We start from the raw sequence: 21,674 nt of genomic DNA, 5'->3' as shown, positions 1-21,674 counted from the left end.
ACATGATCGTCCGCAAAGGTGAGGGCCGCCGTCCCGGCTACGCCGCGGCCGCCCTGGTGTTCGCCATCGGCATGGCCGGGACGACCCTGCCCACGCCGCTGTACGGGCTCTACCAGGAAAAGATCGGCTTCTCCGAGCTGATGGTGACCGTGGTCTTCGCCGTCTACGCCGTCGCCGTGATCGCGGTGCTGCTCGTGGGCGGAAACTACTCCGACGATGTCGGGCGCCGGCCCGTCCTGTTCTGCGCCATGGCCCTGTCCGCCGCCAGCGCCGGATGCTTTCTGCTGGAAACCGGTCTCCCACTGCTCTTCGCGGGGCGGCTGCTGTCCGGGTTCGCGGCCGGACTGCTCAGCGGCGCGGCGACCGCCGCGGTCATGGAACTCGCCGGACCGGGACAGCGGGCCCGGGCCGGTTTCGCGGCCACCGCGGCGAACATGGGCGGTCTCGGCTGCGGACCGCTGCTGTCCGGGATCCTCGCCCAGTACGCGGCCCGCCCGCTCGAGCTCGTCTTCTGGGTCCACATCGGCTTGGTCGCCATCGCCGCCGTGATCATCCGCCTCCTCCCCGAGACCGTCGAGCGGCCGAAGAGGCTTCCCCCGCTGAAGCCCCAAGGCGTCTCCGTACCCGACGAGGTGAGAGGAGTGTTCGCCCCCGCCTCCGTCGCGGCGTTCGCCGGCTTCTCCCTCCTCGGACTGTTCACCGCCCTCGCCCCCAGCTTCGTGGCCAGGACACTCGACGTGCACAACCTCGCCGTCACGGGAGCGGTCGTGTTCTCCGTCTTCCTCGCCTCCACCGCAGGACAGTCACTGAGCGAACGCATCGGCACCCGGCGCGCCCTCCCCATCGGCTGCGCTGTCCTCATCGCCGGCCTCGTGCTCGTCGCCTCGTCCCTCGTCGCCGAATCCCTCGCCGTACTCGTGGCCGGAGCCTTGTGCGGAGGCGCAGGCCAGGGACTCGCGTTCCGGGCGGCCCTGTCCCTCGTGGGCGGAGCGGCACCCGCCGAACACCGCGGCGGCACCATCTCGGCGTTCTTCGTCGTCGCCTACACCGGCATCTCGCTGCCCGTGGTGGGCGTCGGCGCCGCCGCCCAGTTGTGGGACCTGCGCACCGCCGGGCTCGTCTTCGCCGGCTGCGTGATACTGCTCGCCGCGTGCGCCGGCGTCTACTCCGCACTGAGACCACCGACCGAACTCACTCAGGCGCGTGACGAGACCCGCCGGTGAACGGCGAGGGCCACGACGTCGACCCTCTGCGCAATCGGCCGCGGCGCAGGCCATCGTGCCCGCTTCGCCCGCCGGGGCGTAAAGACATCCGGCCGCCCGCGCCGCCACCGCCGGGTGGTCGAGCGCACCATGGCCTGGCTCAAGAGCAGTAGCCGCACGCACAGGTGTTACGAGTGCGAAGCCGAGCTTCTCCAGGCTTCCGTCGGCATTGTCGGCACCCTCGTCCGCTACCGTCGCCGCACCAACTGAGACGACCCCTTATTGGTTTGCCGCCGACCGGACCGGTCGGATATCAAGTCCGCATGTTGAGGGGTAACACGGTCGGGCTCAGGGCCCGGCACGAGGACGACATCCCGATCCTGCGGGCCGAGCTCTACGACGACGTGGTCAACGCCGCGCGGGCCGAAGGCGGGCCGTGGCGGCCGATCACGCCCGGCTCGAAGGATCCGCGGCTCGTGGTGGACGACAAGAACCAAGGGCTCGTCCAGTTCTCTGTCGTGGAGTTGGACGGCGGTTCGCTTGTCGGCACCGCGACGCTGTGGGGCATCGACAACCACAACCGGTCCGCGCACATCGGCCTTGGACTGCTGCCGTCCGCCCGCGGCAAGGGTTACGGCACCGACGTGGTCGCGGTGCTGTGCCACTACGGTTTCGTCGTGCGCGGCCTGCAGCGGCTGCAGATCGAGACGCTGTCGGACAACGCCGCGATGCTGCGCTCCGCCGAGCGCAACGGCTTCGTCCGCGAGGGCGTGCTGCGCTCCTCGGCCTGGGTGCTGGGCGAATTCCTGGACGAGGTGCTGCTCGGGCTCCTCGTCCAGGACTGGAAGCCGGACTCGAAGGGCTAGTCTGCCGCCCGACGGTCGAGGGCGAGCCGCAGAGCCGGCATGGACGGCCGAAGGCCAGGACGACGCCGCCGCCCGCACAGGCGCTACGAGTGCGAAGCCGAGCACTTCCTGGCCTTCGTCGGCATCGCCGGCGCCCTCGTCCGCTACCGCCGCTGCACCAACTGGGACGGTGTCTCAGCGGGTTCGGCGCAATGGGTGAGCACCTGAGCCTGCCGGCCCTCACCGACGGCACCGAACTCGTCGGCGAATACGCGTACTCCACCTGTGCGGCACCGAAGCCTCCGCCGAGCGGATCCTGCTCCGCATCCGCTCCCCATCACCCTGACCAGCGGCAACGCTCAGCCGACCGCGACCACGACGCTTAGGAGGGCGAGCACGACGCAGAACGGTGCGTACACCCGTCGGTTCAGCCGGTTGTAGAGATCATTGCCCTTGTCGCCGGTGAACGGCTCGACCAGCCCACGCAGGACCATGACCGCGGCCAAGCCCCAGATGCCCGTGCGGTACAGCCAGTCGGGGACAACACGCAGTGCGTCCCAGTTCGCCGCCAGGGCCACGTACGCGGCACCAGCCAGCAACGCCGCCACCACGGCTGTCAGCAGTCTCGGGATTTCTTCCGAGTCGGGTATGGCCTTCCGGGCCAGGTCCTCTTGGGAAGTGGCCGGCCAGTAGACGCCGATGGCCCAGAGGAAGTGGAGCACGCCGACCGTGAAGAGCGCGGCGGCGAGGAGCAGGCTGGCGATGTCGGTCATCCGGGGCTCCGCCGTTCCGTTCGATCAGCAGTGGACGACATTCGTCCGACGGCGCTGACGATAACCCTCGGCAAATCGGGCCGCTTCATCGCCCCGACGGAAGTGCTGGTCCCGGTACGGTGAACCGCGCCCCACACCACCCAGCCACCCGCAAGGCGACCACCCAACGGCGGCCGGCGACAACGTCTCCACGCCAACTGTTGTACAACCTGAAGATGATCTACCACGTGGTCACGCAAAGCGACTGGACGGCCGATCCGGACCAGCCCTACACGCCCGCATCCCTCACCGAAGACGGCTTCGTCCACTGCGCCCCCGACGAGCCGACGACCCTCGCCGTCGTCAACGCCTTCTACCGCGACACGCCGAGACCGCTCCTGGTGCTCGTTCTGGACGAGAGCCGCCTCACCGCCAGGACGGAATGGGAAGCAGCCGTCCCGTCCCCGCCGCCCGGAGTCCCCGACGGGACCCTGTTCCCCCACGTGTTCGGTCACATCGACCGCGACGCCGTCGACCAGATCCTGGAAGTCACCTGGGACGAGAACGGCCGCGCCACAGGAACGCAGACGACCGTCTGACCCGTCAGGCCGAGGCGGACCCGGGCGTCGACGCGCGCGGCGCGGGCGCGGTCCGCGGCTACGGGACGTCAGGGACGGTAGCGCAGTGGGTGGTCCTCAGGTACCTCCACGACAGCGATGCGCACCCCGTCCGGGTCCGCGATCCACATCTCGATCAGCCCCCAGGGCTCTTGCACCGGAGCGCGCAGCACCTCCACCCCGGCTGCCCGCAACTCCTCGAACGCCGCCTGCACATCCTCGACCTGGAGCCACAGCTGGAGGCCTGGCGCGGGTGGGCTCTCGGAGCGCCCCGAGACCTCCAGGAATCCGCCGCCCAGGAAATAGACCGTGCCACGCTCCGGGCCGGTCCCGAACTCGCGACTGACGGCGAGTCCCAGTGCTCCGCCGTAGAAGGCGCGGGTGCGGTCCGGATCCGTCGGGTGCAGCAGAACCCTGCTGCCGAGTACATGCACCATGCCTTGAACCTACGTCGTCTTCGGCCCGCCGGTCACAGGACGTCGTACGTCAGGTGTGTCGCCGTCGATGTCGAGATCACGCTCCGTTGCACCAGCGTGCGCGGCGCTCTGCCGGTGAACAGTGGCGTCCCGGCGCCCAGTACGACGGGCGCAAGGTGCAGTGTCAACACGTCGACCAGCCCGGCGTCGAGCGCCGAGCCGATCGTGGCGCCGCCGCCCATGAGGACGACGTCGAGGTCCTTGCCGTTGTCCGACGACGCCGCCTCGGCGCGCTCGCGCGCGGCGGTGACGGCGTCGGGCAGACCGGTGGTGACGAACGTCCAGTCGAGGCCGGTGAGCCGCACCGACTCCGGCGGCGAGCTCGTCACGACGACGAACGCGGGTCTGCCGACCTCGCCGGCACCGTAGCCGGTCTCGTCGTCCCAGCCGTTCGGTCCGTCGACCACGTCGAAGAGCCGGCGGCCGAGGACGACGGCGCCCGAGCGGGCGGTCGCCTCGCGCAGGACCCGGCGGTCGTCGGGGTCGTCGGAGAACGCCCAGGTGTGCAGGGCCTCACCGCCGGTGCCCAGACCGGTGTCCGGGCCGGGGTCGGGCCCGGTGACGAACCCGTCGAGGGAGACCGAGATGTCAGCGATGATGCGAGTCATACCAGGGCAGACCCGATCCGCCGCCCGAACTCATCGCCGGTCGGTCGTCCTGGCGAAGCCGCTCGGCGTGGGCTCGGATCCGCCTGCTCAATTCGTCCCACCGCTCCGTGAGGGGGACACCGCTTCCTTATCGTGGTCGTCGTGGCGCGGCGCCGTACGGCGTGAAGCCGCGGGAGGGCCAGCTACACACCGTCACAGCGGTACTGCCGCACCGAGAGCCGAGGAGTGCCGTGGGCGTCAGCCTCAAAGACGTTGCCAGTCGGGCGGGCGTGTCCATCAAGACCGTCTCGAACGTCGTCAACAACTACCCGCACGTCACGCCCCAGATGCGGGCCAAGGTGCAGCAGGCCATCGACGAGCTCGGCTACCGGCCGAACCTCACCGCCCGCCACCTGCGCAAAGGGCGGACGGGCATCATCGCCCTCGCCGTGCCGGAGTTCGGCAACCCGTACTTCGCCGAACTGGCCGGCGCGGTCGTCGACGCCGCTGCCCGCCACGACTACACCGTCCTGGTGGACCACACGGCGGGACTGCGGGAGAAGGAACTCCTCGTCAGCCAGGGCTTCCGTGCCCACGTCATCGACGGGCTCATCCTCAGCCCCATCCACCTCGAGACGGAGGATCTCACCGCACGCACGGACAGCGCCCCGCTGGTGCTGCTGGGGGAGCGGGAGTACGAGGCGCCGTACGACCACATCGCCATCGACAACGTCGCCGCGGCGCGGGAGGCCGTCCGGCATCTCATCGGCCTCGGCCACCGCCGTATCGCCTTCCTCGGCTCCCGAACCGGCCGTGAGCGCCAGCCCGCCCACCTGCGGCTGCGCGGCTGGCGCGAGGAGCACGCAGCGGCGGGGCTGGAGGCCGACGACGCCTTGGTGGTCGTCACCGACGGTTACGGGCGGGAGGACGGGGCGAGCGCCATGGCCGCCCTGCTCGACCGCGGCGAGCGGCCCGACGCGGTCTTCGCGTACAACGACCTCATCGCCGTCGGAGCGATGCGCACCCTCACCGAACGCGGACTGAGCGTCCCCGGCGACGTCGCCGTGGTCGGGTTCGACGACATCGAGGAGGGCCGGTACGGGGCCACGACACTGACCACGATCTCCCCGGACAAGGAGGCCATCGCCAGGCTGGCGGTCGACAGCCTGATCGAACGCCTCGCCGGCAGCACGGCCCCCGAACCGCGGCGGCAGCGGCCCGGATACCGCCTCGTCGTCAGGGAGTCGACCACCCGCCCGCCGCGCTCCCGCTGACCCGCCCGCCACGGTTTCCCGCCCACCCACCCGCTTCTCGCCCGAAGGATCCCCATGCCCCGCCCCACCGTCACCCGCACCCCCTACGGAGCCCTCCCCGGCGGTGAGGAGACCGAGCTCTGGGCTCTCGATTCCGGGCACGGGGTACGGGCCGAGATCCTGACCTACGGCGCCGTCCTCCACTCGCTCACCGTCCCGGACACCCGGGGCGAAGCCGCCTCGGTGGTCCTCGCCCTCCCCGGCATCAGCGACTACGCGGAGAAGAACGCCTACGTCGGCGCCGTCGTCGGCCGCTTCGCCAACCGGATCGCGAACGGCACCTTCACCCTCGACGGGATCCGCTACCGCGTCCCGGCCAACGACCGGGGCCATGCCCTGCACGGCGGTCCCGGCGGCTTCGACACCAAGGTGTGGGTGGCGAGCGAGGTGCCCGGAGAGGAGACCGCGGCCGTGCGGCTGTCCATGCACAGCCCCGACGGCGACATGGGCTTCCCGGGCGCACTCGACGTCAGCGTGACCTACAGCCTCGATGCCGAGGGGACCCTCGCCGTCGACTTCACCGCCACCACCGACCGGCCCACCGTGGTCAACCTCGCCCACCACGCCTACTTCGACCTCGCCGGCGAAGGCGACATCCGCGGCCATGCGCTGCAGGTCGACGCCGAGAGCTATCTGCCCGTCGACGCAGCGGGCATCCCCCAGGGGCCGGCGGCGGACGTACGCGGTACGGCCTTCGACCTGACCGAGCCGCGTGTCCTCGGCGAACGGCTCGCGATGCCCGACGAGCAGCTGCGCGCCGCCGGCGGCTTCGACCACTGCTGGGTGCTGGACCCCGCCGGCCCCGCCGCCGCACCGCGCCGCGCCGCCCGGCTCAGCGCGCCGGGCGGACTGCGCGTCATGGAGGTGTGGACCACGGAACCCGGCGTGCAGGTGTACACGGCCAACCAGCTCGACGGGTCGCTCGCAGCCCCCTCGGGGCGGCGGCACGAACGGTACTCGGGCGTCTGCCTGGAGACCCAGCACCTGCCCGATTCCCCCAACCGGCCCGAATACCCCACCACGGTGGTACGCCCGCACGAGCCGTGGCACAGCCGCACCGAGTTCCGCTTCCCGCACCTGACCGCGAAGTCGCCGGGCGACGATGTCGAAAAGGGCGGCTCCCGATCGACGCAAGGGTGAGACCCCGCACACCGCACCCCTCGAGGAGCCCAGCATGACCACCGTCACCGCCGATCTCGCCATGTCGCTGGACGGCTTTGTCGCAGGCACGGACATCGGTCCCGACTGTCCGGGAGGCAAGGGCGCGGAGGCGCTGTTCCAGTGGATCCACAACCTCGCCTCGTGGCGCGAGCGCCAGGGCATGACCGGCGGAGAGGACAACGAAGACTCCGAGATCATGCGGGAGTGGTTCGACTCGACCGGGGCTGTGGTCATGGGCAGGACGATGTACGACACCGGCGAGGTGCCCTGGGGCGACGAACCGCCGTTCCGCACTCCGGTGTTCGTGCTCACCCACCGCCCCCGCCGGCCGCTGGTCAAACAGGGCGGCACCACCTTCACGTTCGTCACGGACGGCATCCACAGCGCGCTGGAACAGGCCAAGGCCGCGTCGGGCGGGCGTAATGTCGACATCGCCGGCGGGGCCCGCACCGTCCAGCAGTACCTGCGTGCCGGGTTGATCGACGAGCTCCAACTCCATGTGGTCCCGGTCCTGTTCGGCGCAGGGCTGCGGCTGTTCGACAACCTCGGGGCGGAGGAGCGGCGCCTCGAGGTCATCAGGGTCGTCGACACCCCGCTGGCGACGCATCTGAAGTACCGCGTCCACAAATAGCCGTCGTGCGGCGGCCGTCCGGCTCCGCCCGGCGGGACCGGGTACGGTGCTGATGTGCTGATCACAGGGGAGAACCGGGAGAGTCCGGCCCCGGGTACCGCGCTGCTTCTCGCAGCCGCCCCGGCCGGCAAGGGGCGTCTCATCGACGCCGCGTCCGTGCTGCCCGCGCTCGCGGCCGTACCGGCGGACGTCCTCGCCGGTACGGCCGGCGCGGCCGCGGCAACGGTGATCGAGCTCGCCGACCCGCTCGATCCACAGACCGTCCTGACCCGCATCCGCGCCGCGGCGGCCTCGCCCGGACCGCTGCACCTGTATCTGGCGGGGCAGTTGCACGTGGACCGCAAGCAGCGGCAGCTGCACCTCGCCCTCGCCCGCACCGCACCGGCGACGATGCGCTACACGGCCCTGCCCTGGCACTGGCTGGCGGGAGAGCTGAAGACCCGGCGGCCTGGAACCACCACGGTGGTGCTGGACCTCGTCGCCGACGCGGAGGCCTGGCAGCAGGTCACCGGCGGCAGACTGCTGCTCGGCGACGGGACACGGATGTACGGCCGGATCGCCCCCGCTCCCGGCCGTCGCACCGTCGCCGCTCCCGTCCACCTGAAGGCCGTGGCCGCGATCTGGCGCAGCGGGGCGCGCCCGCCGCTCCCGGATCTCCATGAACAGGCCGCCGCGCAGACGGCGTCCCAGGACGCTCCCGACGGCGCGCTGCTGTTCGGCATCGCCCCCACCGACGTGCCCTCGAACGCCCCGGCGCACGCTGTCGGGCCGCCCCTGGTGGGCCACCCGGCCGGACACACCGCGGGACCGGTGCACGGACACGCCACAGTGCCGCGCCCGCGCGTCGCACCGGCCCCCACCGGCGGTCCCCACCCGGCCGAGGCCCACCCACGTCCGGCGAGCCTCCCGGCCGCAGGGGCAGACCCGCATCCGGCGATCCTCGCCGCCGCGCGGGCCGGACGCCACGACGAGGCGGCGGCCGCGGCTGCCGCGTGCGAGAACGAGGCGCTGCGGGCCCACGGGCCCGGATCCGTCCAGGTGCTGCACTGGCTGGAGGTACGGGCGGACCTCGCACGACTCGCCCAGGACCCGGCCCGCAGCTGCGAGTTGTGGATGACCGCCGCCGATGTGCGGCTCGGCCGTCAGCAGACCGCCGACGATCCGGACGTCGAAGCTGCCGTGGACCGTGCGCATCACCAGTGGGAGCAGGTCGGGGACGCGGCAAGGGCACGGCAACTCGCCCCGGCCCTGGTGGCGTTGAGACGGCGGGTGCCGGGACGTCAGCGCGGCGCGCTCCAGTTGCTCCAGCGACGCCTGGAGCAACTGCACGACCGACGCGCGGGCACGACACCCTCCGCACCGGCCCGCTGACATGACCTGATCCGCCCGTGGACGGCGGAACGTGCGGCGCCGGAGCGGTGCCGGGTTCGCAACCCGTCCTGGCGGCAGCGGTCTGCGCATCGGCACGGAGCCGGCGCGCATCGGCACGGAGCAGGCGAAGGAGCACTGAGGCGGACGACGCCCGCACGGTTCTCACAACCGCCGGGACCCGTCCGCCTCTCACCCTCACCCCGCCACACGGCCGGCGAAGGCCGCTGTGGACCGCGTCAACCCGGTCCGCCCGGGCCGCGGCGCTCGTGCTTCTCACGCGAGGCCCGCTCGGTGCGCTCGTCCGGCATCTCGGCCTCGATCCGCTCCTTGCGGACCCGGCCCTTGACCGTCTCCTGCTGCGTGTGCTCTTCGGTCGTCAGCCGGACACGCTCGACCGGCTCGACGCGGGTCTCCACGACCGGCCGCTCCTCGTACAGGGTGACCTCGTGCTCGGCCTCGGAGATCTCCGGCCCGGACAGTGCCTCGCCCCGGTTGCTCTCGGTGATCGGCTCACGTTCCACGCGCACCTCGTCGTGGCGCAGCGGAATCGTCTGCTGCTGCTCCTCCGTCACCACGTACTTGCGCAGCCGCGCACGGCCGACCTCGTGACGCTCGGTGCCGACATGCATGGTCTCCTCGGACCGGGTCATCGCCGAGTCGGTGTCCTCCCGGCGTTCCTTGCCCGCCATGTCCCGGCGCTCGCCGCCCATGTCGCGTCCGTGAGTCGGGCCGGCCGCCGCCGTGCGTTCGTGGGCCGGGGTCTCGCCCGCCATGCCCTGGCCCGCTCCGGCCCGGCTCCTGCCTCCCTTCCCGGCCTTCCCGGCCGCTCCGGCGGCACCCGCCGCGCCCGCGGCACCCGCCGCGCCCGCGGCTCCCGCCGCCCCCGTGCGGCCCGTTCCGCCTGAGTGGGCCCAGCCGCCCTCGGAGGGCTGGTTGGCGCGCTTCCACGCGGAGTCCCAGTCGATGTTGTAGTGCCGGTAGAGGCGCTCTTCCTCCTCGGCCGAGAGATGGCCACCTGCGTCCACGTCGACGTTGGGGGCGTCCTTGATGGTGTCCTTCGGGTAGGGCACCTCGAGATGGTCCTCGACCATGTTGGCGTCCCGGATCGGCACGAACGACTCGTTGCCGCCGAACATGCCCGTCTGGACGCTGACCCAGTCGGGCTCGCCGGTGGCGTCGTCGAGGAAGACATGTTTGGCGTTGCCGACCTTGTTGCCGTCGGTGTCGTATACCGGGTGGTCCAGTACGTTCCGGATCTGTGCTTTGGTGATCACGACTTCCTCCTTCTCGGACGTCCCTGGACGCCCGGGTAGCCACCAGAAAAGCGACTAAACGATTCAAAACGGCATGTAAAGCTCCCTGCTGCGCCCCTGCCGTCCTCCCGTATCGCGCACAGCCGCCTCTTGCCGGGGGAGGGGCGCCAGGATTACGATACGAACCGGATCGGATTCAAATGAGGGGGAGGAATTGTCATGCGAGTGAAGGACTTCGACCACCTGGTGCTCAACGTCCAAGACGTCGAACGAGCCCTGGAGTTCTACTGCGGACCGCTCGGGCTCGAGCCCGTACGTGTGGAGGAGTGGCGGGCGGGCAAGGTGCCGTTCCCGTCCGTGCGCATCACGCCCGCGACCATCATCGACCTGGTCAGCCGCCCCCGGGGTGAGTCCAACGTGGACCACATATGCCTGGTCGTCGACCCGTTGGACTGGCAGGAGGTCATCGACTCCGGCGTGTTCAACGTGCTGGAAGGACCGGTGGAACGTTACGGAGCCCGGGGCGACGCCTGGTCGCTCTATGTGCAGGACCCCGACGGCAACACCGTCGAGCTGCGCTGGTACCCGCAGGACGCCGCGCAGTGACACCCCCCGCGGCCGGCCGTCCGCGCGACCCGGCGATCGACGCCGCGGTGGTGGCCGCGACGCTCGACGTGCTGCGGGAGCACGGATACTCCCGCTTCGCCCTCGAGACGGTCGCGGCGAGGGCGGGCACCACGAAGGCGTCCATCCGGCGGCGTTGGCCCACCCGTCAGAGCCTGGTGATCGACGCCCTCGCCTCTGTGCTGGTCACGCCGCCGGTGCCGGACAACGGCTGCACCCGCTGTGACCTGACCCAGAGCGTCGGCGTTCTGACGGAGGCGCTCCTCGACCGGCTGCCGGCGGGCGTGCTCGCTCCGCTCGTCGCGGACTGCGCGCACGACACCGCTCTGCACCGGCGCCTGATCGACGTGCTCGTGGAGCCCAGCAGGCACGCCGCCATGGTCGCGGTGCGGCGCGCCGTCGACCGCGGCGACCTGCGGGCCGGCGTCGATCCGGACCTGCTGGTCGATCTCCTCGCATCGGTGGTCTACCAGCGGGCCCTGTTCGGCGACACCGTGGTCGGGAGGGCGGCCGCACGCCCCCTGGTGGACCTGCTGCTGCAGGGCGCGGCGGTCGACTTCGACCATCTGGTCAGGGTGAGCGAGATGCCGGCGCACGCCAGGCACCGGCACTGACGCGGCGTCAGGGTCCCTCGGGCAGACGGGGAACGAGGGGGCGCACCTCTTCGGCCACGAACCGTACGAAGCCCTCCGGATCCGGCTCGTCGGCCGTCGGCTGGAGCACCACGGTGTCCGCTCCCGCGTCCACCAGCCGCTGGACGGCCTTGGCCACCGCGCCCGCGTCGCCCGCAACACCGAGTCCAGGCGTCGACGCCCCGCCGGAGCGCTCCAGTTCACCCGTGAGACGGTCCTCGGCGCCGGGGCCGGTCGCGGTGTGGAGATAGACGACGATCTCGTGCCGGCCGGTCCGTCCGGCCGCCGCCCGGCCCTCGTCGATCAGCCGGCGGGCGTTTCGCACCCCGTCGGGCGGAACGGCCGCGTCCAGGATCGTTCCGTCGGCCGCCTCGCCGGTCAGCCGCAGTGAGCGCGGCCCCGTCGCCCCGGCCAGCACCGAAGGAGCCGTCGCCGGAGGCCAGTCGAGGGCGACGTCGTCGAGCTTCACGTACCGGCCGTCCACCGTCACCCGCTCGCCCCGCAACAGGGCCCGCATGGCGGTGAGATGCTCACGCAGCAGCGTCAGCGGTGATTCGACGCGCGCACCGACCTGCCCCATCCACGCCTGCACGCCGTGCCCGACGCCCAGGGCCACCCGCCCGGGGAAGAGCCGGTGCAGCGTGGCGGCCTCCATCGACGTCAGGGCGACGTTCCGCAGGGGGACCGGCAGCAGGCCAACGCCCACACGAAGACGCTCCGACCAGGCGAGGGCGGCGGCCGCCGTGGCGATACCGCTCTCCAGGAAGCAGTCCTCCCAGAGCCACAACTCCTCCAGCCCGGCGGCATCCGCCGTGCGGACCACCCCGCGCAACCGTTCGGGAGGCAACTGCGGACGGAACACTGCGCCGAGAGAGGTCATGCAGAACCAATACCCGCCCGGCCGCGCCGCCCACAACCGCTTTTCATGACAACGGCGTTGCATCCGTGGATCCGCGCGAGCGGCCGGGAGCCCCGCCGGAATGCCCCGTTCGGTCCCGCCCGTCAGTTTTCGTGCCGCCCCGAAGGGAAGCGGAGTCACATGGACCACTCACGGACACCGGTACTGGAAGCGCTGGCCGCGTACCACGCGGAGGAACAGACCCCCTTCACGCCGCCCGGGCACAAGCAGCACCGCGGCGCCGACCCGCGGGTCCGCGCCGTCATGGGCGACGAGGTCTTCCGGTCCGACGTGCTCGCCATCAGCGGCCTCGACGACCGGACCTCCTCGCACTCGGTGCTCGAGCATGCTCAGGAGCTGATGGCGGACGCCGTCGGGGCGGAGCACACCTTCTTTTCCACGTGCGGCAGTTCGCTGTCCGTGAAGGCGGCCATGCTCGCCGTCGCAGGCCCGCACGAGAAGCTGCTCGTGGGCCGGGACGCGCACAAGTCCGTGGTCTCCGGCCTGGTGCTCGCCGGCATCCGGCCCGTCTGGGTGGAACCCCAGTGGGACGCGGAGCGGCGCATGGCCCACCCGCCGTCCGCCGACGCCTTCCGCGCCGCGCTCGCCGACCACCCCGACGCCCGCGGCGCTCTGGTGACGACCCCCACCCCCTACGGGACCTGTTCGGACCTGACGGGCATCGCCGAGGCGTGCCACGAGCACGGGGTGCCGCTCATCGTGGACGAGGCATGGGGCGCCCATCTCCCCTTCCACCCCGACCTCCCGACGTGGGCCATGGACGCCGGGGCCGACGTGTGTGTCACCTCTGTCCACAAGATGGGCTCCGGACTCGAGCAGAGTTCGGTGTTCCACCTCCAGGGCGACCTGATCGACCCGACGGTCCTCAAGAGCCGTGAGGACCTGCTGGGCACGACGAGTCCCTCCACGCTGATCTACGCCGCGCTCGACGGCTGGCGCCGCCAGATGGTCGAGCACGGCCGTGCCCTGTACGACGCGGCGCTGGCACTGGCCGGCGACGTGCGGGCCCGCATCGAGGACATCGACGGCTTGCACGTCCACGGCAGGGACGACCTCTGCGGTCCCGGCCGTGCGACCGACATGGACCCGATGCAGGTCGTCATCGACGTCAGCGCACTCGGCACGACCGGCTACCGGATCGCGGACCGGCTGCGCCGGACCCATCGCGTCAACCTCCATCTCGCCGACCACCGGCGCATCAGCGCGCAGCTGACCCACGCGGACGACGAGACCTCCGCGGGCCGTCTGCTCGCCGCCCTGCGGGACGTGCCGGAGCAGGCGCCGCACCTGCGGCCCGCGCCCGAGGTGGAGGTGCCCGACCCCGCGGACCTGCGGCTGGAACAGGCCATGCTGCCCCGTGACGCCTATTTCGGCAGGGTCGAGCAGATCCCGTGGGAGAAGGCCGTGGGCCGTGTCAGCGCCGAGATGCTCACCCCCTACCCGCCGGGCATTCCCGTGGCGCTGCCCGGCGAGCGCCTGAACGAGGCGGTGCTGCGGTATCTGCGCAGCGGTGTCGACGCCGGCATGGTCGTCCCCGACGGCGCCGATCCTGAGGTCAGGACGGTCCGGGTGAGTGTCGAGGACCGGCCCGGCTCCTGAGCGTTCCCGTGTAGGCGGCCCAAGGGTGCAGGCTGCCAAGGTATGGGCGTAATGTCCTCAAATGATGAAACCTGTACCTTGTCCCGCCCCGACCGGCCGCCCGGAACACTCCGGTCCCGGCCCCCGGCCCGGTCGGCCTGTACCGCGTGTCCGCCTCACGCCGCCGCACCGCGCGGGTACGGCACGGCCCGCCCCGGCCGCGAAGGACTAGGTCATGGCATCGGTCGACGAGGAAGACGGCACCGCGGAGGCCCTGCAACGGCTGTTGGCCCGGATGCTGCGGGAGACCGGCGGATACGGCGGCGGAATCTACGTACTGCCTCCGGAGAGTCAGGTACTCAGTGCCGTCGTCCTCGCCGGAGTGCCCTCCAGCCTCGCCATGCCGTGGGCCAGGATCGGCGTCTCCGCCTCGGGCCCGCTCGCCCAGGCGGTCCGCGAGGACCGCCTGATCTGGGTGGGGGCAGAAGGCGAACTGGCACGCCGCTACCCGCGCCTCGGGCTGGCCCTGCCCTACTCGTTCGCCCTCGCCGCCGCCCCCGTCACCAGCACCGGGCGCACTTGGGGCGGGGTCCTGGTGCTCTGGCCCGGCTCGCAGTCCATGGAGATCGACCCTGCCCGGCGGAAGGCCGTCGAAAGGACGTGCGGTCACATCGCGGCCGCCCTGCGCCGGGCCGAGGAGAACGGCCACGCCGTCCTGCCGACCACCGAACCCCGGCTGATGCCGGTGCCTCGCGGGCGCCGGGTCACCCAGTCCCAGGCCTTCGCCGCGGTGGACTACACCGAACGCCTGCCGGAGGGCTGCTGCGCCCTCGACCTCGACGGCAGGGTCACCTTCGTCAACGCCACGGGGGCGAAGCTGGTCGGATCCGACGTTGTCGCCCTGACGGGCGCGCGGCCCTGGGAGCTCCTGCCGTGGCTCGACGACCCCGTCTTCGAGGACCGCTACCGCTCGGCCGTGATGAGCCGCAGCCCCACCTCGTTCACCGTGCGGCGCCCCGACGGCCTGTGGCTGTCCCTCGAGCTGTACCCCGACGCACGGGGCATCAGCGTCCGCATCTCTCCCTCCCGGCTGGGCGGCGGCGAGGCCTCCCCGTCGTCCGCCGACACCGCCGAGACCGCCGACCCGTCGCCCGCCGTCGCGCCCGTGCTCCAGCAGGCCGGTACGGCCCCGGAAGGGACCGCGCCCCGCGCCGATGTCCTCTACCGGATGGCGCACCTCGCCGCCGCGCTCACCGAGGCGCTCAGCGTGCCCGATGTGATCAAGCTCGTGGTGGGCCAGATCGCCCCCAGCTTCGGCGCCCACGCCGTCGCCCTGCTCGCCACCCACGCCGGCAGACTGCGGCTGCGCGGCCACAGCGGCTACGGCCCCCAGGAGGCCGAACACCTCGGCGGAGTGCCCCTGACTCCCGACAACCCGAGCGGGCGCGTCGTGGTCACCGGCGAGCCGGCCTTCTTCGCCTCCCGCCGCGAACTGGAGCAGGCGTTCCCGAACGCCGTCGGCGACGACGGCCATCACGCATGGGCGTTCCTGCCGCTCGTGGCCGCCGGCCGCCCGCTCGGCTGCTGCGTCATGGCGTACGACCGTCCCCGGCCCTTCGCACACGACGAACGGGCCCTGCTCACCGCGTTCGGCGGCCTGGTCGCACAGGCCCTCGACCGGGCCCACCTCTACGACACCAAGAGCGGCCTCGCCCGCAGCCTCCAGACGAGCCTGCTCCCGCAGACCCTGCCTTCGCTGACGAACCTTCAGGCCACCGCCCGCTACCTGCCCGCCACCCGCGGCATGGACATCGGAGGCGACTTCTACGACCTGATCCGCCTCGACGACACCACGGCAGCGGCCGTCATCGGCGACGTCCAGGGCCACAGTGTCCCCGCGGCCGCGCTGATGGGCCAGGTCCGTACGGCGGTCCGCGCGCAGGCCCTCGCCGGAGCGTCCCCCAGCGACGTCCTCGCCGGCGCCAACCGCCTGCTCACCGACCTCAATCCGGGGCTCTTCGCCAGCTGCCTCTACGTCCAGATCGACCTCGCCCGCGGCCGCGCCTGCCTGGCCACGGCCGGCCACCCGCCGCCGCTGCTGCGCGACCCCGGCGGGAGGGCACGGACCGTGGACGTGTCTCCGGGCCTGCTGCTCGGCATCGAACCGGGCTCGGACTACCGGTCCGCCGAGGTCACCGTGCCGCCCGGCAGTGTCCTGGTGCTCTTCACCGACGGGCTGGTGGAACGACCGGGCTCCGACATCGGGGCGGCGATCGACGAACTCGCCCGTTCCCTGGCCGCAGGCGCCCACGACCTCGAGGTGCTGGCCGATCAGCTCATGCAGGGTGCCCTGCCCTCGGGCGACCGGACCGACGACACCGCGCTGCTGCTGCTCCGGTCGATGCCCTGACCGGCGGACCCGCTCCGGCGGGCCCGGTCCGTGGTCCCTCGGCCGGTGGTTCCCGGTCCGGCGCGGGCTGCCAGGAACGCCGAGGTGACCGCCCGAGCGGGCCGAGGTGAGGCAGTGGGGGAGGGCGGATTAGAGTCGGTCCGCATCAGCCCTCCCCCGTACGACCGGAGCCCGCCTTGCGTCAGCCACTCACCATCGTCACCGGCGGCAGCCGCGGCATCGGCGCCGCGGTCTGCGCCCGCCTCGCCGTGGAAGGCCACGACGTGGTGGTCGGCTACCGGTCCGACGAGGCCGCCGCGCACGAGGTCGCCAAGGCGGTGCGCGTGGCCGGGCGCCGGGCCCTGGCCGTCCGCGTCGACACCGCCGACGAGCAGTCCGTCGACCGGCTCTTCGACAGTGCGGCCGAACTGGGCAGCGTGACAGGGCTGGTGAACAACGCCGGCATCAGCGGGCCCAACGGCCGCCTCGCGGACGCCGACGCGGAAGGGATGCGCCGCGCCCTCGAGGTCAATGTGTGGGGATATCTGCTCTGCGCCCGCCGTGCCGTCCGTGACATGACCGGCTCCGGCGGCGGCGCGATCGTCAACATCTCCTCCGCGGCCGCCACCCTCGGCAGCCCCGGGCAGTACGTGCACTACGCGGCCACCAAGGCGGCCGTCGACGCCATGACGACGGGTCTGTCCAAGGAGGTCGCCGCCGACGGCATCCGCGTCAACTGTGTCGCCCCCGGCACCATCTGGACCGAGTTCCACGAGGACCCGCAACGACCCGCGAAGGTCGCGGTCAATGTGCCCATGGGCCGGGCCGGACAGCCGCAGGAGGTCGCCGGCGCGGTCGCGTGGCTCCTCTCGCAGGACGCGTCGTACACGACGGGAGCGGTGCTGCGCGTCGCGGGCGGAATGTAGGCGCCGGACGTCACGGGAAGGGCCCTTCGCCGAAGCTGTCCGACGTGCGCCGCCAGTTCCACCGGGATGGGCGTACCCGGACTGCCGTGCTCCTGCCGGGGCAGAAGAATCGGCCGAGTATGTCGAGGCGACGGAGACTCTCCGGCGTCCGGCACCCCTATCCGTGGAGGACGCATGAACCGGAAGAACTCCGGCGCCGAAGGCGGCATCCCCGGCAGGCCGTCGCCGCAACCGCCCACCGTCGACGAACCGACGGAGCCGAGGGAGCCGCTCCCGCCCAAACCGGACCAGAGCGGACCGGCGACCGTGAGCCCGACGGGACAGGAGACGGGGGTCGACCAGGCGGCCGTCGCACAGGCCGGCCCGTACCTGACCACCGCACAGGGCGCCCGGCTCCCGGACACCGATCACTCCCTGAAGGCCGGCAGCCGCGGCCCCGTCCTGCTGCAGGACCACCACCTGCGCGAGAAGATCACCCACTTCGACCACGAGCGCATCCCCGAGCGGGTCGTCCACGCGCGCGGCGCCGCGGCGCACGGCGTCTTCCAGGGCTACGGCACCGCCGCGCAGATCACCAAGGCGGCGTTCCTCGGCAAGGGCGTGGAGACGCCGGTCTTCGTACGCTTCTCCACGGTCCTCGGTTCCCGCGGCTCCGCCGACACGGTGCGCGACACCCGCGGCTTCGCCACCAAGTTCTATACGACAGAAGGCACTTTCGATCTCGTCGGCAACAACATCCCGGTGTTCTTCATCCAGGACGCGATCAAGTTCCCGGACATCATCCACGCGGGCAAACCGCAGCCGGACCGCGAGATCCCGCAGGCGCAGAGCGCCCACGACACGTTCTGGGACTTCGTCACCCTGCACACGGAGGCCACCCACCACACCTTGTGGAACATGTCGGACCGGGGCATCCCGCGCTCGTTCCGCATGATGGAGGGCTTCGGCGTCCACACCTTTCGGCTGGTCAACTCCGTGGGCGCCACGACACTGGTGAAGTTCCACTGGAAACCGAAGCTGGGCGTGCACTCCATGGTGTGGGAGGAGGCGCAGATCACCAGCGGGATGGACCCGGACTTCCACCGCAGGGACCTCGCCGACGCGATCGAGGCGGGCGCCTACCCGCAGTGGGAACTGGCCGTCCAGACCTTCCCCGACACCCCGGAGCAGACGTTCGAGGGCATCGACCTGCTCGACCCGACGAACATCGTCCCCGAGGAACTGGCGCCGGTACAGCCGATCGGACTGCTGACCCTGAACGCCAACCCGTCGAACTTCTTCGCGGAGACCGAGCAGGTCGCCTTCCACCCGGGCCACCTCGTCCCCGGTATCGACATCACGGACGACCCGCTGCTGTCCGGCCGGCTCTTCTCCTACCTCGACACCCAGATCAGCCGGCTCGGCGGCCCCAACTTCGCGCAGATCCCCGTCAACCGCACCCACGCACCGGTCAACGACATGCTGCGGGACGGCATGCACCAGACCGCCGTGCACCGGGGCGTGGCGCCCTACCGGCCCAACTCGCTCGACGCCGGCTGTCCGTTCCAGGCGGGGGCGGACCTGGGCGCCTACGTCGAGGTGCCCGTCGCGGTGCCGGCGGCGAAGAAGGTCCGCGAGGCGCCGGACTCTTTCGCCGACCACTTCAGCCAGCCCCGCCGGTTCTGGCTCAGCATGTCGCCCGTGGAGCGCGAACACATCATCGCCGCCTACTCGTTCGAGCTGGGCAAGTGCTACGAGCAGGCCATCAAGGAGCGCGGCCTGCGGGTCCTCGCCAACATCGACCCTGAGCTGTGCGCCGGTGTCGCCGCCGCCCTCGGCCTGCCTGCTCCCGAGCCGACGGAGCCCCTCGCGTCCGTGGAACCGAGCCCGGCGCTCTCCCAGCTCGGACAGACGTGGCCGCTGGACGGCCGCGTCATCGGGATCGTCGCCGACGCCGGCTGCGACCTCGACGGAGTCCGTTCCGTGCGCGGGGCCGTGCTGGCGGCCGGCATGGTCCCGTTGGTCGTCGGCCCCGACGGCGGTGCGCTCGGCGGCCGGGAACCGGTGGCCGTGCAGCGCACCTTCGCCACCGCGCGCTCGATCGAGTTCGACGCCCTGCTGCTCGCCGGAGCCCCCGGCCCGGCCGCCGACGCGATCGGCGCCCGCGACGCCAAGGCAGGAGATCCCGCGGCGGGACGCGGCGGCGCGTCCGACCCGAGGGTGCTGCTGATGGTGTCCGAGGCATACCGGCACGGCAAGGCGATCGGCGGTTGGGCAGGCGCGGAAAGCGTGCTCGCGGCGGCCGGTGTGCCCGCCGGCGCGCCGGGAGTGGTGACCGGCGACGACGGGGACGGCACGCTCGAGGAGATCACCCGCCTCCTGGGCAGCCACCGCGTGTGGGAACGCTTCACGGCCGCCTGACAACCGGAAACACGGCACCGCCCGACCGGCCCCCGCGGCGGGGGACCGGGCCGGGTGGCACCGTGCCGGCTACGGGGCGGACACCTCGCGCAGCACGCCTATCTTGTCGATGCGGTGCTCCGGGTTGCCCTTGTCGTCGCGCCAGAAGTTGCCCGCCGCGTCGTCCTCGGGAGTCGCGCAGGTGGACAGCGTGATCATCGCCTTGGTGGGCTTCTCTCCTGGGTGGCCCGGTACCGCGGCCCGCTGCTCGGCGAGCGAACGCTCCGAGCGGAACGACGTCTGACGGGTCTCGGTGATCACGTACTCGTACACCGAACCGCCCGCGGTCACGAACACGGAATCGCCCTTGTCGAGGGCCGGGAGGTCCCGCATGGGTCCGCCGGCGGAGAGACGATGCGCCGTGACCAGGTAGTTGCCGATCTCGCCCGGTCCGACGCCGCCACGGTCGCCGTAGGGACTCGCGGCCACACCCCGGTTCTGGATCCGGGTGCCCGGCCAGTCGTCTGTCGTCCCCTCGTACGGGACGACACGCAGATCCTCGAGCCCGATGGCCGGGACGGACAGCACCGCGGTCTCGGTGCGGGGATCGAACGCCGGGGCGGGTGGCTCCGTGGAGACGGGTGCGCCGGACCCCGGGGCGGGGGAGGCGGGTGTGACGGAGCCCGGCGCGCCCGCCGTGGCCGAGGGCGCTGCCGCGGCGCTGACGGCTGCCTTGCCGGACGTGGCGGGGCTTTCGGCCGCTGTGGCGCCGGCACAGCCGGTGAGGAGGGCGGCCACGCCTGCGAGGGTGGCGGGTGCTGTTCGGGAGAGCATCATGGGCAGCCGGAATCCGTAGCCGGGAACGGCAGGCACAGCGGAGTCGCTGTGACCTGTATGCGCTGAAAACAACACGATCCGACCAGATGTTCCCCTCGTCCGTCAATGCCCACCGCCCCCGCTTCGCGCCCCCGCTGTCAGTGCCCCGTGCCAGCATGGGACCGTGACGAATCCGGCCCATCTACGGCAGCTGCGCCTCGCGAAGGACGCGATGGACCGCGACTGGGCGGAGCCGCTCGACCTCGACGCGATCGCGGCCCACGCCGGATACTCCCGCTACCACTTCGTCCGGGCCTTCAAAGCCGTCTACGGGCAGACACCGGGCCAGTACCTGTCCTGCCGCCGGGTCGAACGGGCGGAGGAGATGCTCCGCACCGCCAATCTCTCCGTCACCGAGATCTGCACGCTCGTCGGCTTCAACAGCCTCGGCACGTTCTCCGCCCGCTTCAAGAAGCAGACCGGACTCTCACCGAGCGAGTACCGCGCCAAGCACGTGGGCCGCGGCGCCGCCCTCATACCCGGGTGCTACGCGATGCTCTGGGCCGGCGGCTTCTCGCCGTCCCGCGTCACTGACGGGCCCAGCAATTCTGAAGAAGCAGGCTGAGGCGCCCGCGGCCTACGGTGGCAGGGCCGCAGAAACCTCTCATCCAGGAGCACGAAATGATCAAGGGCCTCGCCATCTCCACCGTCTGGGTGCTCGACCAGGACCGGGCGAAGGAGTTCTACACGCAAAAGCTCGGCCTCGAGGTCCGTACGGACATGACCATGGGCGAGGGAGGCATGCGCTGGCTGACGGTGGGCGCCAAGGACCAGCCCGATGTGGAACTGACCCTGATGGTGCCGAGCGCCTCCTCCATGGACCCCGAGTCCGCCAAGGCCATGACGACCCTCGTCTCCAAAGGCGTCCTCGGCGCGGGTGTCCTGGCCACCGACGACATCCACGGCGACTACGAGAAGCTCAAGGCACGCGGCGTGGAGTTCCTTCAGGAGCCACAGGAGCGTCCCTACGGCACCGAGGCGATCTTCCGCGACGACTCGGGCAACTGGTTCTCGTTCACCCAGCGCCGCCAGGGCGACGACCTCGACCCCGACAAGGACTGGGCCTGCTGACACGTCCGGCGCCGGCTGGTCCGGGCATGAGGACGGGCGGCTGTCAGCACGGCCGCGTAGGGAGCCGGCCGG

The 21,674-nt window shown here is 71.8% G+C and carries 22 protein-coding genes; 16 read left to right on the top strand and 6 right to left on the bottom strand.

Annotated features, from left to right (window positions below):
- The first annotated feature begins 2 nt into the window (after window positions 1-2).
- The 3 genes from ACIPJI_RS22725 (at window position 3) to ACIPJI_RS22715 (ending at window position 2,275) form a co-directional block, all read left to right on the top strand.
- The gene (locus tag ACIPJI_RS22725; RefSeq protein ID WP_402248372.1) at window positions 3-1,223 is read left to right on the top strand and encodes an MFS transporter; all 1,221 of its coding nucleotides are present in this window, start codon (window positions 3-5) and stop codon (window positions 1,221-1,223) included.
- A 302-nt stretch (window positions 1,224-1,525) separates the two neighbouring features.
- A complete protein-coding gene (locus tag ACIPJI_RS22720; protein ID WP_307710112.1) occupies window positions 1,526-2,068 on the top strand; it encodes a GNAT family N-acetyltransferase in 543 nt (180 codons plus the stop codon).
- Between the two features lie 39 nt (window positions 2,069-2,107).
- Window positions 2,108-2,275, top strand: coding sequence for a hypothetical protein (locus ACIPJI_RS22715; protein ID WP_356619622.1), 168 nt, complete (start codon window positions 2,108-2,110; stop codon window positions 2,273-2,275).
- 131 nt (window positions 2,276-2,406) lie between these two features.
- Here the strand turns inward: ACIPJI_RS22715 and ACIPJI_RS22710 are convergent, their stop codons facing one another.
- Window positions 2,407-2,820 carry a DUF3995 domain-containing protein gene (locus tag ACIPJI_RS22710; RefSeq protein ID WP_402248370.1) on the bottom strand — a complete coding sequence of 138 codons (414 nt, stop codon included), beginning with the start codon at window positions 2,818-2,820 and terminating at the stop codon, window positions 2,407-2,409.
- 215 nt (window positions 2,821-3,035) lie between these two features.
- Here ACIPJI_RS22710 and ACIPJI_RS22705 point away from each other — a divergent pair, with 215 nt between their 5' ends.
- A complete protein-coding gene (locus ACIPJI_RS22705; RefSeq protein WP_402248369.1) occupies window positions 3,036-3,398 on the top strand; it encodes a DUF952 domain-containing protein in 363 nt (120 codons plus the stop codon).
- A gap of 68 nt (window positions 3,399-3,466) precedes the next feature.
- Here ACIPJI_RS22705 and ACIPJI_RS22700 read toward each other — a convergent pair whose 3' ends face one another.
- Both ACIPJI_RS22700 and ACIPJI_RS22695 read right to left on the bottom strand, forming a co-directional pair.
- Window positions 3,467-3,853 carry a VOC family protein gene (locus tag ACIPJI_RS22700; RefSeq protein ID WP_307710116.1) on the bottom strand — a complete coding sequence of 129 codons (387 nt, stop codon included), beginning with the start codon at window positions 3,851-3,853 and terminating at the stop codon, window positions 3,467-3,469.
- Between the two features lie 32 nt (window positions 3,854-3,885).
- Window positions 3,886-4,500: a dihydrofolate reductase family protein gene (locus ACIPJI_RS22695; protein WP_402248367.1), complete on the bottom strand. Its 615-nt coding sequence runs from the start codon at window positions 4,498-4,500 to the stop codon at window positions 3,886-3,888.
- A gap of 230 nt (window positions 4,501-4,730) precedes the next feature.
- Between ACIPJI_RS22695 and ACIPJI_RS22690 the strand changes: the two genes are divergently transcribed.
- Genes ACIPJI_RS22690 through ACIPJI_RS22675 form a run of 4 tightly spaced genes read left to right on the top strand, consistent with a single transcriptional unit; the run spans window position 4,731 to window position 8,955 of the window.
- Window positions 4,731-5,753, top strand: coding sequence for a LacI family DNA-binding transcriptional regulator (locus ACIPJI_RS22690; protein WP_402248365.1), 1,023 nt, complete (start codon window positions 4,731-4,733; stop codon window positions 5,751-5,753).
- A gap of 54 nt (window positions 5,754-5,807) precedes the next feature.
- Window positions 5,808-6,932 (top strand): aldose epimerase family protein, encoded by a 1,125-nt coding sequence (locus ACIPJI_RS22685; protein WP_402248364.1) that lies wholly within the window; start codon window positions 5,808-5,810, stop codon window positions 6,930-6,932.
- A gap of 34 nt (window positions 6,933-6,966) precedes the next feature.
- Window positions 6,967-7,584, top strand: coding sequence for a dihydrofolate reductase family protein (locus ACIPJI_RS22680; RefSeq protein WP_402248362.1), 618 nt, complete (start codon window positions 6,967-6,969; stop codon window positions 7,582-7,584).
- 54 nt (window positions 7,585-7,638) lie between these two features.
- Window positions 7,639-8,955 (top strand): hypothetical protein, encoded by a 1,317-nt coding sequence (locus ACIPJI_RS22675; protein WP_402248360.1) that lies wholly within the window; start codon window positions 7,639-7,641, stop codon window positions 8,953-8,955.
- Between the two features lie 236 nt (window positions 8,956-9,191).
- Here the strand turns inward: ACIPJI_RS22675 and ACIPJI_RS22670 are convergent, their stop codons facing one another.
- Entirely contained in the window at window positions 9,192-10,229 is a 1,038-nt protein-coding gene (locus ACIPJI_RS22670) for a PRC and DUF2382 domain-containing protein (protein ID WP_402248358.1), read from the bottom strand.
- 198 nt (window positions 10,230-10,427) lie between these two features.
- On the opposite strand from ACIPJI_RS22670, the gene ACIPJI_RS22665 reads away from it, so the two are divergent.
- Together ACIPJI_RS22665 and ACIPJI_RS22660 are read left to right on the top strand one after the other, a co-directional pair.
- A complete protein-coding gene (locus ACIPJI_RS22665; protein ID WP_307710123.1) occupies window positions 10,428-10,814 on the top strand; it encodes a VOC family protein in 387 nt (128 codons plus the stop codon).
- Window positions 10,811-11,446: a TetR/AcrR family transcriptional regulator gene (locus ACIPJI_RS22660; protein WP_356619559.1), complete on the top strand. Its 636-nt coding sequence runs from the start codon at window positions 10,811-10,813 to the stop codon at window positions 11,444-11,446. Before ACIPJI_RS22665 ends, ACIPJI_RS22660 begins: the two co-directional genes overlap by 4 nt.
- A 7-nt stretch (window positions 11,447-11,453) precedes the next feature.
- On the opposite strand, the gene ACIPJI_RS22655 is transcribed toward ACIPJI_RS22660, so the two are convergent.
- Window positions 11,454-12,344: an LLM class flavin-dependent oxidoreductase gene (locus ACIPJI_RS22655; RefSeq protein WP_307710125.1), complete on the bottom strand. Its 891-nt coding sequence runs from the start codon at window positions 12,342-12,344 to the stop codon at window positions 11,454-11,456.
- A 159-nt stretch (window positions 12,345-12,503) separates the two neighbouring features.
- Between ACIPJI_RS22655 and ACIPJI_RS22650 the strand changes: the two genes are divergently transcribed.
- The 4 genes from ACIPJI_RS22650 (at window position 12,504) to ACIPJI_RS22635 (ending at window position 19,676) form a co-directional block, all read left to right on the top strand.
- Window positions 12,504-13,982 carry an ornithine decarboxylase gene (locus tag ACIPJI_RS22650; protein WP_356619562.1) on the top strand — a complete coding sequence of 493 codons (1,479 nt, stop codon included), beginning with the start codon at window positions 12,504-12,506 and terminating at the stop codon, window positions 13,980-13,982.
- 214 nt (window positions 13,983-14,196) lie between these two features.
- The gene (locus ACIPJI_RS22645; RefSeq protein ID WP_402248355.1) at window positions 14,197-16,371 is read left to right on the top strand and encodes a SpoIIE family protein phosphatase; all 2,175 of its coding nucleotides are present in this window, start codon (window positions 14,197-14,199) and stop codon (window positions 16,369-16,371) included.
- 176 nt (window positions 16,372-16,547) lie between these two features.
- Window positions 16,548-17,276 (top strand): SDR family NAD(P)-dependent oxidoreductase, encoded by a 729-nt coding sequence (locus ACIPJI_RS22640; RefSeq protein ID WP_307710128.1) that lies wholly within the window; start codon window positions 16,548-16,550, stop codon window positions 17,274-17,276.
- A 174-nt stretch (window positions 17,277-17,450) separates the two neighbouring features.
- Entirely contained in the window at window positions 17,451-19,676 is a 2,226-nt protein-coding gene (locus tag ACIPJI_RS22635; RefSeq protein ID WP_402248353.1) for a catalase, read from the top strand.
- 69 nt (window positions 19,677-19,745) lie between these two features.
- Here the strand turns inward: ACIPJI_RS22635 and ACIPJI_RS22630 are convergent, their stop codons facing one another.
- Entirely contained in the window at window positions 19,746-20,492 is a 747-nt protein-coding gene (locus ACIPJI_RS22630; RefSeq protein WP_402248745.1) for a class E sortase, read from the bottom strand.
- Window positions 20,493-20,703: 211 nt separating this feature from the next.
- Here ACIPJI_RS22630 and ACIPJI_RS22625 point away from each other — a divergent pair, with 211 nt between their 5' ends.
- Together ACIPJI_RS22625 and ACIPJI_RS22620 are read left to right on the top strand one after the other, a co-directional pair.
- The gene (locus ACIPJI_RS22625; protein ID WP_307710607.1) at window positions 20,704-21,096 is read left to right on the top strand and encodes a helix-turn-helix transcriptional regulator; all 393 of its coding nucleotides are present in this window, start codon (window positions 20,704-20,706) and stop codon (window positions 21,094-21,096) included.
- A 56-nt stretch (window positions 21,097-21,152) separates the two neighbouring features.
- Window positions 21,153-21,602 carry a VOC family protein gene (locus ACIPJI_RS22620; RefSeq protein WP_307710131.1) on the top strand — a complete coding sequence of 150 codons (450 nt, stop codon included), beginning with the start codon at window positions 21,153-21,155 and terminating at the stop codon, window positions 21,600-21,602.
- Window positions 21,603-21,674 lie beyond the last annotated feature (72 nt).

Origin of the sequence: Streptomyces sp. NPDC086835, assembly GCF_044745705.1 — a bacterium.
In the GTDB taxonomy this organism is placed as follows: Bacteria; Actinomycetota; Actinomycetes; order Streptomycetales; family Streptomycetaceae; genus Streptomyces.
The sequence above is the reverse complement of the archived record's forward strand: the minus strand, read 5'-3'. Positions and strand labels throughout refer to the sequence as shown.